At 42.2% G+C, this 13621-nt stretch carries 10 protein-coding genes; 7 read left to right on the forward strand and 3 right to left on the reverse strand.

The genetic code is table 11. From position 1 onward, the window contains the following. The first annotated feature begins 19 nt into the window (after nucleotides 1-19). The 5 genes from HED61_RS08090 (at nucleotide 20) to HED61_RS08110 (ending at nucleotide 9559) form a co-directional block, all read left to right on the forward strand. Nucleotides 20-817 (forward strand): isoprenyl transferase, encoded by a 798-nt coding sequence (locus HED61_RS08090; protein WP_003126871.1) that lies wholly within the window; start codon nucleotides 20-22, stop codon nucleotides 815-817. Continuing rightward, a complete protein-coding gene (locus HED61_RS08095) occupies nucleotides 814-1620 on the forward strand; it encodes a phosphatidate cytidylyltransferase (RefSeq protein WP_003126872.1) in 807 nt (268 codons plus the stop codon). The genes HED61_RS08090 and HED61_RS08095 overlap by 4 nt, the downstream gene beginning before the upstream one ends. 437 nt (nucleotides 1621-2057) lie before the next feature. Next, nucleotides 2058-3326, forward strand: coding sequence for an RIP metalloprotease RseP (rseP, locus tag HED61_RS08100; RefSeq protein ID WP_081131699.1), 1269 nt, complete (start codon nucleotides 2058-2060; stop codon nucleotides 3324-3326). Nucleotides 3327-3399: 73 nt separating this feature from the next. After that, nucleotides 3400-5103, forward strand: a complete 1704-nt coding sequence (locus HED61_RS08105; RefSeq protein ID WP_219645289.1) for a proline--tRNA ligase — start codon at nucleotides 3400-3402, stop codon at nucleotides 5101-5103. A 106-nt stretch (nucleotides 5104-5209) separates the two neighbouring features. Continuing rightward, nucleotides 5210-9559 (forward strand): PolC-type DNA polymerase III, encoded by a 4350-nt coding sequence (locus tag HED61_RS08110; protein WP_005472203.1) that lies wholly within the window; start codon nucleotides 5210-5212, stop codon nucleotides 9557-9559. Nucleotides 9560-9671: 112 nt separating this feature from the next. On the opposite strand, the gene HED61_RS08115 is transcribed toward HED61_RS08110, so the two are convergent. From HED61_RS08115 to HED61_RS08125, 3 genes are all read right to left on the reverse strand, one after another. Then, a complete protein-coding gene (locus HED61_RS08115; protein ID WP_195957789.1) occupies nucleotides 9672-10613 on the reverse strand; it encodes an AEC family transporter in 942 nt (313 codons plus the stop codon). Nucleotides 10614-10734: 121 nt separating this feature from the next. Then, a complete protein-coding gene (gene yidC / locus HED61_RS08120; RefSeq protein WP_005472205.1) occupies nucleotides 10735-11664 on the reverse strand; it encodes a membrane protein insertase YidC in 930 nt (309 codons plus the stop codon). Nucleotides 11665-11776: 112 nt separating this feature from the next. After that, nucleotides 11777-12058: an acylphosphatase gene (locus tag HED61_RS08125; protein ID WP_005472207.1), complete on the reverse strand. Its 282-nt coding sequence runs from the start codon at nucleotides 12056-12058 to the stop codon at nucleotides 11777-11779. A gap of 109 nt (nucleotides 12059-12167) precedes the next feature. Between HED61_RS08125 and HED61_RS08130 the strand changes: the two genes are divergently transcribed. After that, nucleotides 12168-12926 carry a TrmH family RNA methyltransferase gene (locus HED61_RS08130; RefSeq protein WP_081131697.1) on the forward strand — a complete coding sequence of 253 codons (759 nt, stop codon included), beginning with the start codon at nucleotides 12168-12170 and terminating at the stop codon, nucleotides 12924-12926. A gap of 125 nt (nucleotides 12927-13051) precedes the next feature. Continuing rightward, entirely contained in the window at nucleotides 13052-13564 is a 513-nt protein-coding gene (locus HED61_RS08135) for an HD domain-containing protein (protein ID WP_003126881.1), read from the forward strand. The last annotated feature ends 57 nt before the right edge of the window (nucleotides 13565-13621 follow it).

Here is a 13621-nt window from a genome sequence, read left to right on the forward strand (position 1 = left end):
TGGAAGAGGAGCGAATCATATGTTGCGTTTTTTTCCACAAAAAGACAAATATGTTAAGGAAGAAACTGAATACGAACTTGATCCGGCATTACCTGTGCCTCAGCATATCGCGATCATTATGGACGGAAATGGCCGCTGGGCTCAGAATCGGCGTTTACCGCGGGTGGCAGGGCACAAAGAAGGGATGGAGACAGTGAAGACGATCACGACCCATGCCTCGCGGCTTGGAGTCAAAGTCTTGACATTGTACGCATTCTCAACGGAAAATTGGAAACGACCAAATGAAGAAGTCGATTACTTGATGCAATTGCCAGTTGATTTTTTTGACACGTTTGTACCAGAGCTGATCAAAGAAAATGTGAAGGTCCATGTGATGGGCTTTACTGAATATTTGCCTGCTCACACTCAAGATGCTGTCAATCGTGCCATCGAACAGACCAAGGAGAATACAGGAATGGTCCTGAATTTCGCTTTGAACTATGGCAGTCGTGCTGAAATGCTGCAGGCGATCCAAAAGCTGTATGAAGAACTAGACCACACACAGGAGACGGTAGAAATCACCGAAGAAATGATGGACCAGCATCTCATGACTGGCTTCTTGCCTGCTGCACTTCGCGATCCTGAATTGGTGATTCGAACGAGTGGTGAAGAACGGATCAGTAATTTTCTTCTTTGGCAAATTGCTTATAGCGAGCTCTTTTTCACTAAAGCATTATGGCCTGACTTTGATGCCCAATTGTTAGAAGCTGCCATCGGCAGTTTTCAACAGCGAAATCGGCGTTTTGGCGGGTTGAACAAGAAGGAGGACAAAAAGTGAAACAACGTGTGATCACCGCAGTGGTGGCATTAGCATTTTTTTTACCAGTTATTTATGTCGGTGGAATAGCCATCGAGTTGACGGCAGCTTTACTTGCCGGAATTGGTGTGTTTGAATTATTTCGGATGAAAGGATTAGCGGTTCTCAGTTTTGAAGGGGTGTTATCGATTCTTGGGGCTGTGATCTTAGTCTTACCTAAAGATCCTTGGTTTGCTTTCTTACCAGCAAATACAGATAAAAGTGCTTTGTTTTATCTGATTGTCTTGTTGTTGCTAGGGATCGCTGTCGTTTCCAAAAATATGTACACCATTGATGAAGCAGGTTTCCCCGTTTTAGTCAGTCTGTATGTGGGTGTCGGCTTTGAACGTTTCTTGACGGCTAGATTAGTACCAAACGGATTAGTTGTGCTGATTTTTGGCTTGTTTATTGTTTGGGCGACAGATATTGGTGCTTATATGGTTGGCCGCCGATTCGGCGCACATAAGCTATGGCCGGAGATCTCACCGAACAAGACCGTTGAAGGGGCATTGGGCGGAATTGTTTCGGCAGTCGTTGTGGCAGCTCTTTATTTGTTGGCATTCCCAGGCAACGATTACTTTGGCCATGGAAGTCTGATCATGATCGTATTGACGATTATTTTTTCGATTGCTGGTCAGTTTGGTGACCTTGTCGAATCAGCTATCAAGCGACACTACGGAGTAAAAGATTCAGGCAATATTTTGCCTGGCCACGGCGGGATTCTTGATCGTTTTGATAGTATGCTGTTTGTTTTTCCAATCATGTACTTATTAGGTGTTTTCTAAAGCAATCATTTAGTTAGTCTAGATAAACGAGCAATAATCACTTGCTTGACTAGATAAGTGCTAGGTCATTAATTTGTTTGATCAGCTCCGCAGAAAGAAGACACTTTTTAACCTCATTTTAACCTTATTTCAACCTCTAAATGAAGCCTGTTTTCACGGGACCAGACATTTAGAGGTTTTTTAGTTCTCGACTACTTGGCGGTCGAAGCTTTTTTGACGGACCCCTGTGAAGAATGCGAGGGTAAGGAAAAAAGAACACTCTTCCTGTTAAGGAATGTGTTGTGAGAAAGAGCCACAGTCTTTTTATGCGTGTTAGAGCTTGGTTCTTTAAATTCTTGTTACAATAACGCCGGAAGTTCCTCATTAGGTGTGGGTGTGATAAAATAAAGAAAGGTTTCCCCTTTAGCAAGAGGGAACAGTGAAAGCGAGGAAACAGAATGAAAACGATTCTTGTGTTTATTATCATATTTTCTGTTGTGGTCGTAATCCACGAATTTGGACACTACTTCTTTGCCAAACGTGCAGGGATTTTAGTTCGGGAATTTGCCATTGGAATGGGTCCAAAGCTTTTTGCCCATCAAGGAAAAGATGGAACGACTTACACGATTCGAATGTTACCATTAGGTGGCTATGTTCAAATGGCAGGCTGGGGCGAAGATGAGACAGAGCTGACACCAGGTATGCCGATCTCACTTGTGCAAGACAAGGATGGAAAAGTCATCAAGATCAATACTAGCAAAAAGGTGCAGTTGCCTCATGCGATTCCGATGGAAGTGGTAGACTTTGATCTCGAAGAAAAGTTGACGATTGCAGGGTACATCAATGGAAATGAACAAGAAAAAGTCGCTTATGCGGTCGATCATGATGCAACCATTATTCATGAAGACGGTGTTGAAGTAAGGATTGCACCGAAAGATGTTCAATTTCAGTCAGCGAAACTTTGGCAGCGAATGTTGACCAATTTTGCTGGACCGATGAATAACTTCATCTTAGCTTTTGTTTTATTCACAGGGTTAGTGTTTGCACAGGGTGGTGTACAAGATGTGAATACGACCAGCATCTCTGGTATCCAAAATGGTTCGCCAGCCGCTGAGGCAGGCTTGAAAGATGGCGATGAGATCTTAGCAGTCAATGGCAAGACAGTATCCAACTGGCAGGAATTGAGCAGTGAGATCCAAAATTATCCTGACACGAAGATCCCCCTTGAAGTGAAGCGGGGAAGTGATACATTAACGATTGAAGCAACGCCAGAAGGGAAATCTGCTGAAGGAGAAAAAGTAGGATTTATGGGAATCAGTCCTGGCTTGAAAACAAGTCTTGGTGACAAGCTATTAGGTGGCTTGAAATTGACCTTCAACAATGCTTTACTGATTTTCCGAGCTGTCGGTAATTTGATCGTACAACCAGATCTGGACAAATTAGGCGGTCCGGTGGCCATTTTCCAATTGTCCTCACAAGCAGCCTCACAAGGGGTAGCCTCTGTCGTCATGATGATGGCGGCGATCTCCATCAACTTAGGAATCTTTAATTTGTTGCCTATTCCAGGGTTGGATGGCGGCAAACTCGTTTTGAACATTCTTGAAGGTGTCCGAGGTAAACCGATCAGTCAAGAAAAAGAAGGAATCATCACGTTAATTGGGTTTGGTTTTTTGATGTTGCTGATGGTGTTAGTGACTTGGAATGATATTCAGCGCTTTTTCTTTTGATTAGAGGAAGCAGCTGATATGGGCCAAGCAGGGTGTATGGTATAGCAAAGTGTTTGCAGCAAAGGAGAAAAAAATGAAGCAGTCGAAACTGTTTATTCCGACATTGCGGGAAATACCAAGTGATGCGGAAACATTGAGTCATCAACTTTTAGTTAGAGCCGGTTATATTCGGCAAGTGGCAGCAGGCATCTACATGTATTTGCCTTTAGCCCAGCGGGTGTTGGAGAAAATCAAAAAATTGATGCGGGAAGAATTAGCCAAAATTGATGCAGTAGAAATGACGATGCCAGTTTTATTGCCCTTGGAACTATGGCAAAGTACTGGGCGAGATGGGCTTTATGGGCGCTCACTGTATCAGTTAACAGATCGAAACGAGCGGGAGTATGTCTTGGGGCCAACCCATGAAGAGCCTTTTACGGAATTGATCAAAAGTGAGATCTCTTCCTACAAACGTCTGCCGATCAGTTTGTATCAGATTCAGTCAAAATACCGAGACGAACAACGTCCGCGCTTCGGTTTGATTCGCAGTCGCGAATTCATCATGCAAGACGGCTACTCATTTCATGTCGATGAGTCAAGTTTAGATACGACTTATCGTCGGTATGAAGCAGCCTATCACGCGATTTTGCAGCGTTGTGGTCTGGAGTATCGCGCAGTGATTGGTGATAACGGTCTGATGGGAGGGCATGATTCCAAAGAATTCATGGCACTGTCGCAGATTGGTGAAGAACTAATTTGCTACTCAACGGAAAGCGACTACGTGGCGAATTGGAAAATGGCCACAAGTTTGTATGTATCAAAGAAATCTCACGAAACCTTTCTTGAGCGCGCAGAGTTGCAGGTTGATCCATCTTATTCTCTGGAAGAAGTAGCTGCAGCTTGTGAGAGTGACTTGACTAAGATCGTTCAGTCCTTTCTTTTGTTTGCTGATGGAGAACCGGTCATGATTCTTCTACGTGGCGATCATCAATTGAACGAAGCAAAAGTCAAAAATTTTCTAGAAGCCGATCAATTGAAAATAGCTACACCAGAAGAATTACGTTGTCATCTGCAAACTGAAGCAATCAGTCCCATTGCGCTGCCGGAAAATGTCCGCTTATATGCTGATCAGCATGTACAAGATTTAGCAAATGTGATCGTCTTTGGAAATCAACCGGGCCATTACTATCAAAACGCAAATGTAGGACGAGATTTTTCCCCATTGGCATTTGCTGATTTTCGATTGGTGCAAGAAGGTGATCCTTCTCCAGATGGCAAAGGGGTCCTAACTTTCACACGAGGAATCGAAGTTGGCCACATTTTCAAGCTAGGAACCAAATACAGTGAAAGACTTGGTGCGACAGTTGTCGATGAGAACGGTCAGGAGACGCCAGTCATGATGGGGTGTTATGGCATCGGTGTATCTCGTCTTCTATCAACAATCGTTGAACAGCACGGCAATGAAGAGGGAATCGATTGGCCGAAAGAGATTGCACCCTATGATATCCATATTATTCAAACCACAATGGAAGACTCGTATCAAACTGCTTTGTGCGAGGAAGTAGAGCAAGCGATGCTTGCTGTCGGTTATGAAGTTTTAGTAGATGATCGCAACGAACGTGCTGGTGTCAAATTTGCGGATGCGGATTTGATAGGCTGTCCGATTCGATTGACCATTGGCAACAAAGCGACAGAAGGGATTGTCGAAATAAAAATCAAACACACAAATGCAACCGTTGAAGTTCGTAAAGAGGAAGTGGCTACGACATTAACGATCTTGTTGACTGCATCTGAATGATCCGTGACAAAAATCGAGGAAGGGGGAGCCCTTTCTCGATTTTTTAATGAAAGACAAAAGAAAAAGAGGTATACTAATTAATACTGAGAAAAAGGAGGATGGTCAATTGTCAAAAGAAAGAGAGACCTTTGAGATTTTATTAGAGCAAATCAATGCTGGTCCTAATTTACGCCAACATCCTTTGATACAGACCGCTCAAATCAAACAAGTCGTGGTCCATCGCCAGTCAAAAGCTTGGACATTTTACTTGCAGTTTGATACATTGCTACCCGTTATGGTGTATCAATCGTTCAAACAACATTTGGAACTGGCCTTTAAGGAAATCGCTGCGGTGCGAATGATCATTGAAGCCAAGGATAATGCCTTCGATCAACAACTGATCCAAGAGTACTGGCCATTAGCACTCGCAAATCAAAACTGTGATCGTCCACTAGTACAGCAAGTCATTAAGAATCAGCTACCGGTAGTGAATGAGAAAAAAGTGATCCTGCCTGTTACCAATGAAGCGGTAATCGCGATTTTGCAGCAACAATATTTACCAATCATTGAAGAAAACTATCAAACATTTGGTTTTCAAAAATTTCGTATCATTCCTGAAATGGATGCCGAACAAGCAGAAGAAGCTTTAAAAGAATTGGAAGCTCGTAAAGAAGAACAGACTGCTGCTTTCCAATTACAGGCTGCTGAGAACTTGATCGCCCATGAACAGCGGAAAAAAGAAGTGAAAGCTGTTGAATTTGACGGTCCGATTGCATTGGGAAGGAATATTCCAGCCGATGAACCCGTTACCCCAATGATTAATATCATTGAGGAAGAACGCCGTGTGACGATCCAAGGATATGTCTTTGATAAAGAAGTTCGGGAATTACGTTCAAAGCGGAAGATCTTGATTCTGAAAATCACGGATTATACGTCATCTTTCAGTGTCAAAAAGTTCTCCAATAATGAAAAAGATGAACAAATCTTTGAGGCAATCGCCAAAGGCAGCTGGGTAAAAGTTCGCGGAAGCGTGCAGGAAGATACCTTTATGCGAGATCTTGTTATGAATGCTCAAGACTTGATTGAGGTAAAACACGAGATTCGGAAAGACTATGCACCTGAAGGAGAAAAACGGGTGGAACTCCATCTTCATTCAAATATGAGTACGATGGATGCCACGAATAATATCAGTGATTTAGTTGCACAAGCTGGAAAATGGGGACATAAGGCGATCGCTATTACGGACCATGGTGGCGCGCAAGCTTTCCCAGATGCCCATCATGCGGGTGAAAAAGCTGGTGTTAAGATTTTATATGGGGTTGAAGCCAATATCGTTGATGATGGCGTTGCAGTAGCTTATAATCCTAAACCAGTTCCTTTGACGGATGCCACGTATATTGTGTTTGACGTGGAAACGACGGGGCTATCTGCCGTTTATGATACAATTATCGAATTAGCGGCTGTCCGCATGCATAAAGGCAATGTGGAAGGCTCATTTGATGAATTCATTGATCCAGGACACCCATTGTCTCGCACCACCGTAGAGCTTACAGGGATCACCGATGAAATGGTTCGCGGTTCTAAATCAGAAGAAGAAGTATTGCGACTCTTTAGAGAGTTTTCTGAAGGAGCAATCTTGGTTGCCCACAATGCTTCTTTCGATATGGGCTTTTTAAATACGAGTTATCGAAAATATGGGATTCCAGAAGCCGAAAATCCGGTTATTGATACATTAGAACTGGCACGTTACTTATATCCTGAGTTCAAACGTTTTGGTCTAGGCGTCTTATCTAAAAAATTCGGCGTCAGCTTAGAACAGCATCACCGAGCGATCTATGATGCGGAAGCCACGGGCCATTTAGCTTGGATCTTTGTCAAAGAAGCGATGGAAAAGCATGGCATGCTGCTGCATGAAGACTTGAACCGCCATGTGGGAGGAGAGAACTCCTTCAAAGCGGCGCGACCATTCCATGCGACGATCTTGGCGAAGACGCAAGCCGGATTAAAAAATTTATTTAAATTGATCTCGATGTCGAACGTGAAATATTTCCATGACAAAGTCCCAAGAATTCCTCGCTCGGAATTGGTGAAGCTGCGGGAAGGATTACTTGTAGGAACCGCCTGTGACAAGGGAGAAGTCTTTGTCGCCATGATGCAAAAAGGGGTGGATGCTGCCCGTAAATTAGCAGAGTTCTACGATTATATTGAAGTCATGCCCAAAGAAGTTTACGCTCATTTGATTGAGACCGAACTTGTTAAGAATGAATCAGACCTAGAAGACATTATTCGCAATTTGATCGAGATTGGCAACGAATTAGGCAAAGTGGTGGTAGCTACAGGGAATGTACATTATTTGAATGAAGAAGATGCGATCTATCGTAAGATTTTGATCAATTCAATGGGGGGAGCCAATCCTCTGAATCGCCATAGTCTCCCAGCTGTTCACTTTCGGACGACAGATGAGATGCTGACCGCTTTTCAATTTTTAGGCCCAGATACAGCCAAAGAAATCGTCGTGACGAACCCCAACAAAATTGCGGATATGTGTGAAAAGGTCATTCCAGTCAAGGATGATTTGTATACGCCAAAAATCCCAGGTTCCGAACAAGAAATCACAGATCTAAGTTACAATCGTGCCAAAGAATTATATGGGGATCCTTTGCCTGAGATCGTTGAAAAGCGATTGAAAAAAGAATTAGATTCCATTATCGGAAATGGCTTCTCCGTGATTTACCTGATCTCCCAAAAACTGGTACACAAGAGCAATGAAGATGGCTACTTGGTGGGCTCGCGGGGATCTGTCGGTTCCAGTTTTGTCGCAACGATGACGGGGATCACTGAAGTGAATCCATTAGCTCCTCATTATTATTGCCCAGACTGTCAGTACTCGGAGTTTTATGAGGACGGGTCTTATGGTTCTGGCTATGATATGCCAGAAAAAAAATGTCCGAAATGCGGCACCCGACTAAACAAGGACGGTCATGACATTCCGTTTGAAACCTTCTTAGGTTTCCATGGAGATAAAGTCCCCGATATCGATTTGAACTTCTCTGGGGAATACCAGCCCGAAGCGCACAATTATACAAAGGTTCTTTTCGGAGAAGATTATGTTTACCGTGCAGGAACGATCGGTACGGTAGCAGACAAAACCGCATTCGGTTTTGTAAAAGGGTTTGAGCGGGATCACAATCTTCATTATCGTGCAGCAGAAGTGGACCGATTGGCCAAAGGGGCTACCGGAGTGAAGCGCACCACCGGACAGCATCCAGGGGGGATCATTGTAATCCCCGATTATATGGATGTCTATGATTTCACACCGATTCAATACCCAGCCGATGATATGAATTCTGAATGGAAGACGACACACTTTGATTTCCACTCGATCCATGACAATATTTTGAAACTGGATATTTTAGGACATGATGATCCGACAGTGATTCGGATGTTACAGGACTTATCTGGAATTGATCCAAAAACGATCCCTACCGATGATCCAGAAGTTATGCGTATTTTTGGCGGAACGGATGTTTTAGGTGTAACAGAAGAGCAAATTTATTCTAAAACTGGTACTTTAGGGATTCCTGAATTTGGGACCCGTTTCGTACGGGGGATGTTGGAACAGACCCATCCGTCCACCTTCGCAGAGCTGTTGCAGATTTCAGGGCTTTCCCACGGAACGGATGTTTGGCTGGGAAATGCCGAGGAACTGATTCGGCGCGGTGATGCCAACTTGGCAGAAGTCATTGGTTGTCGGGATGACATCATGGTCTATCTGATTCATGCAGGATTAGATGACGGTATGGCTTTCAAAATCATGGAGACGGTTCGTAAAGGACAATGGAACAAGATCCCGGATGATTTGCGAGATACGTATCTGCAAGCGATGCGGGAAAATAATGTCCCTGAATGGTATATCGATTCTTGTTCTAAGATCAAGTATATGTTCCCCAAAGCCCATGCGGCAGCCTATGTATTGATGGCATTGCGGGTCGCTTACTTCAAAGTATATTTCCCAATTCTGTATTACTGTGCCTATTTCTCTGTTCGTGCGGACGACTTTGATTTGATCGCCATGTCAAAAGGCAAAGAAGCGGTAAAAGAGCGGATGCAAGAAATCAATGACAAAGGCATGGATGCATCGACAAAAGAAAAAAACTTGCTGACTGTTTTAGAATTGGCCAATGAAATGTTGGAAAGAGGCTATGAATTTGGCATGATCGATTTATATAAATCGGATGCTGAGAATTTTGTGATCGATGGCAACAAGCTGATCGCACCATTTCGAGCTGTACCAAGTTTAGGTCTAAACGTAGCCAAACAAATCTGTGAGGCCCGGAAAGATGGTCCGTTCTTGTCCAAAGAAGATCTGGCCAATCGAGGAAAAGTTTCCAAAACATTAATCGAATATATGACAGACAATGGTGTCTTGAAAGATTTACCGGATGAAAATCAATTGTCGTTGTTTGATATGCTATAAAGAAGAAATTTATTATCAACTATAAAAACGATTCGCAGGCACTATCTTTCTCAGAAATGATAGGTCCTCGAATCGTTTTTTTGTTTTTATACATCGACACTTTTGCTGCATGTCATAATAAAACCATCAACAATAATGGAATGTAAATCATATAAATCAAAACGGAGTAGCCTAATGAAGAAGCAGCAAACTCTTCATCTCCCTGGTAATTTCTAACCAGGATCGGCACAGAATTTTGAACAGGCATCGATGCTTGGATGATAAAGACTTGCAGCATCAATGAAGGAACCTGTATCCATTGACCAATCAGCCACACGATCAATGGAGAGAGGAGAAAACGACCTGCGAGGACACCGGCAAGATCCTTGGTCATACGTAAATTCTTGATACCACTATAGTAAACGATGATCCCAATGATGAACATGGATAGAGGCGTGGTCAACTCAGAAAGATAGCCTCCTAGGCCTGCAATAAATTTCGGTAAAGGAAAATCGAAGAGCATCCAGATCAATCCAATAATAAACCCAATCAATGCAGGAGAGAAGATTTTTTTCAACACAACTAAAGGGTGAAAGGAGACTTTTGCTTCTTCGAAACTAGGGCTGTCTCGAGCGATTTCATAGATCCCAACCGTCCAAAACAAACTAGTGTTGACAATATAATAAAGCAAGACATAAGGAACAGCCTTTTCGCCAAAAATAGCCAGGTTGATCGGTAATCCAATAAAAATTGTATTGGAAAAAGTAAACATGGTGGAGAAGGATCCATGATGAGTGGGAGCTACTTGAAAGACACGCTGCCAAAGTTTACTGATCCCATAAGTAATGACAATGGATAATAATGGAATGATCATTCCAGAAAACAGTGAAAGGAATTCATCGCGGGTAAAATTCTTGATGATATTCAAAAACATACTTGCCGGCAGTGAGAGATTCAAAACAAGTTTTGAAAAGGTATCTGCTGTACGATTTGAGAACCATTGCTTAAAAGACAACCAGTAGCCAATAAACATCAAACTAAAAATCACAAAAATATTGCTATATGCTTGGAACATGAACTCACCTCTCTTTCACTATAGCGAATCTTGATTCCATAATCAATTCAATCAGAAAAGAATACCCTAAAAAAGCAATCAAAAAAACTATGACCGAGAAGAGTCGGTCATAGTTCTAAATTTATTTTCGTTGTTGTTTGCCGGCATTACGGCCTTTTGCATTTTTATGATTCAAGTTTTTTGGCGTTGTAGGCTGCGTCTGCTGCGTAGGAGTGACATCTTTCCGAGGCGTCACGACCGTTTTAGGCGGATTGGCTTTCATTTCTGCTTCAACTTGCGCACGAATCTTAGGTTTCATGATGACATTTGTAATAAAGGTTTGCAGGCAGCTGAAGACCCCGCCGACAACCCAGTACAACGTTACACCAGCAGGTGCACTTAATGACATGAAGACAATCATCAATGGCGAAACGATCAACATTGTTTTCATCGTTTTTTTCTGTTCTTCTGGGATTCCAATGGTTGAAATATATCCTTGTATGAGATACGAAATACCAGCAATGGCTACAAATAGGAAACTTGGTTGTCCTAAGGAAATCCCAAAGAATTCCGAATTTTGAATCCCTTGTGTGTAACGAGCAGTAAAATATAAAGCTGAAAATATTGGCATCTGAATCAGCAGCGGCAAGCAACCGATTCCGCCAAACATGCTGACATTATTTTCAGAATAAATTTTTTGCATGTCTGCTTGTGCTTGCATTTGCTCTTCACGAGTGGTCGCTTTTTTCAAGTTGGCTTGTGCGATATCTACCTGCGGTTTCAAGAACTGCATTTTTTCACTTTGGATCATCGTTTTCTTCGATTGATGGATCCCAAGCGGTAAGATAATAAGGCGTACAACGATTGTCACAGCGATAATTGCCCAACCATAAGACCAATCGAAGTTTTCTACCAGCATGGTGATCAAATTACCTAATGGTTTCACTAAGAAACGATAGATCATGCCGTTTTCATTCGGTGTTCCATCAGAGTTTGTGCTGACACATCCGGATAAAGTCAGTAAAAGTCCTAACAATCCAGACGAGAGCAGCCATTTATTCATTTTTGACATTCTTTTCTTCCTCTTCACTATAAATTTAGACAAAAATAACTATACTAAAAAAGACCGACTATTTCAATGTACAAAAGGAAATTCATTGAAAAATCAATCTTTCGTCGTAGATTTAGTAACCATATTCAACATCAAAACTTGTTCTTTCCTTGATAGAAGGATCTTCTTGGATCTTTGTACTTGTCACTTTACCAGAAGGAGACGGTGAATCTTTGACTGCTTCAACAAAAGCGTCTACCTGTTTCTCTTCGCCGATAGCTTCGATCGTTACTGAGCCATCAGATTCATTTTTGACGGATCCTTGGATCCCCATCCGGTCCGCTAACAATTTTGTCGTGTAACGAAAACCGACTCCTTGGACTCGGCCTTGAACTTGAATGCGTATTTTTTTCATCAAATCACCCCTCGTTTCAGTCAACCTCTATGGTATATGATAGCGTTTTTCTAACGAAAGAACAAGTTTCATCCTTTGACTCATGCTATAATGAGGCGAGGTGAACAGGATGAGGGAAATTCTTTCAAAAAAAAATACATTGATCAAAGAGGTCAAAAAACTCGCACAAAAAAAATACCGCAATCAAACCAATAAGTATATAATCGACGGTTGGCATTTGGTACAAGAAGCCATTGCAGCATCGGCACCGATCAATTATCTATTTGTTACTGATAAAGGAATCCAAGAAACCGGCAATCAATTAAAAGACTATCAAGACAAAGTATTTCGTATCTCCGATGAAGTAGCTGCTTTTCTATCAGATTTACCGACACCCCAAGGGATCTTTGCAGTGATCGAAAAAGAGACGGTTCAAGAAACGATTCATGGAAATTGGCTGATTTTAGATAATGTCCAGGATCCAGGGAATGTTGGGACCATGATTCGTACAGCCGATGCTGCGGGTTTTGCTGGGGTCTTTTTAGGAACAGGCACAGCTGATCGTTACAGCACAAAAGTCTTGCGTAGTATGCAAGGCAGCAACTTTCATTTACCGATCCTTGAAGGGGATGTGCCAGCATTCATCCAAAAATTAAAAGCCCAAGGGACTGCTATTTACGGGACTGAATTGAATAAAGAGGCGGTTTCTTATACGGAGTTATCTAAGAAAGGAACAGCTGCGTTTATTTTAGGGAACGAAGGACAAGGCGTCCATCCAGATATTTTAGGGTTGACCGATCAAAATGTCTATATTCCTATCTATGGGCAAGCAGAATCACTGAATGTAGCTATTGCTGCCGGTATTTTGATGTACTTTTTTGTCAGTTAGACTTTTTTAAGGAACTGTTAAACTCAAAGCAACTCTTTGGATTCTCCTAGAATTCTGTCTGAGCAGATGCTATACTTCTATTTGTAAGAAATAAGCAGTATCAAAAAGGTGGCAGGCATAAATCTATGACAGAAAAATGGCAAGAAGATAGCGAGTATATGTCTTATGTAGCAGATTTGTTAGAGACAGAAGCTGTAAAAAAATTAGCCAATTATGTTCAACATATGAGTTCCACACGTTTAGAACATTCGATCAGCGTTTCTTATTACAGTTATAAATTGGCAAAAAAATGGGGCGGCAATGCTCGTGCAACAGCTCGGGCTGGATTATTGCATGACCTTTTCTATTATGATTGGCGTACAACCAAATTCGATGAAGGAACACATGCCTATATGCATCCGCGAATTGCCGTTAAAAACGCAGAGAAAATTACTGAATTAAGTGATCTCGAGCGGGACATTATTTTGAAACATATGTGGGGAGCAACCATTGCACCACCCCGATATAAAGAAAGTTATATCGTAACCATGGTGGATAAATATTGTGCGGTGAAGGAAGCATCAGAACCAATGACTCAAGCCATGAAAGCAAAATGGCAACAACGGTTTTGGCATAAACAACGACCAACACATCTCTAATAAAACAGGCAAGCGCCTAGAATCTGTAGTGATTTATCAGATTCCAGGCGCTTTTTT

The sequence above is a fragment of the Enterococcus gallinarum genome (assembly GCF_021496385.1).
GTDB classification, from domain to species: domain Bacteria; phylum Bacillota; class Bacilli; order Lactobacillales; family Enterococcaceae; genus Enterococcus_D; species Enterococcus_D gallinarum.

What these genes read in the sequence shown, in the direction of transcription:
- HED61_RS08105 (WP_219645289.1), top strand. Translation starts at nt 3,400, where the DNA reads ATGAAGCAGTCGAAACTGTTTATTCCGACATTGCGGGAAATACCAAGT.
- HED61_RS08130 (WP_081131697.1), top strand. Translation starts at nt 12,168, where the DNA reads ATGAGGGAAATTCTTTCAAAAAAAAATACATTGATCAAAGAGGTCAAA.
- HED61_RS08135 (WP_003126881.1), top strand. Translation starts at nt 13,052, where the DNA reads ATGACAGAAAAATGGCAAGAAGATAGCGAGTATATGTCTTATGTAGCA.
- HED61_RS08125 (WP_005472207.1), bottom strand. Translation starts at nt 12,058, where the DNA reads ATGAAAAAAATACGCATTCAAGTTCAAGGCCGAGTCCAAGGAGTCGGT.
- yidC (WP_005472205.1), bottom strand. Translation starts at nt 11,664, where the DNA reads ATGTCAAAAATGAATAAATGGCTGCTCTCGTCTGGATTGTTAGGACTT.
- HED61_RS08090 (WP_003126871.1), top strand. Translation starts at nt 20, where the DNA reads ATGTTGCGTTTTTTTCCACAAAAAGACAAATATGTTAAGGAAGAAACT.
- HED61_RS08115 (WP_195957789.1), bottom strand. Translation starts at nt 10,613, where the DNA reads ATGTTCCAAGCATATAGCAATATTTTTGTGATTTTTAGTTTGATGTTT.
- rseP (WP_081131699.1), top strand. Translation starts at nt 2,058, where the DNA reads ATGAAAACGATTCTTGTGTTTATTATCATATTTTCTGTTGTGGTCGTA.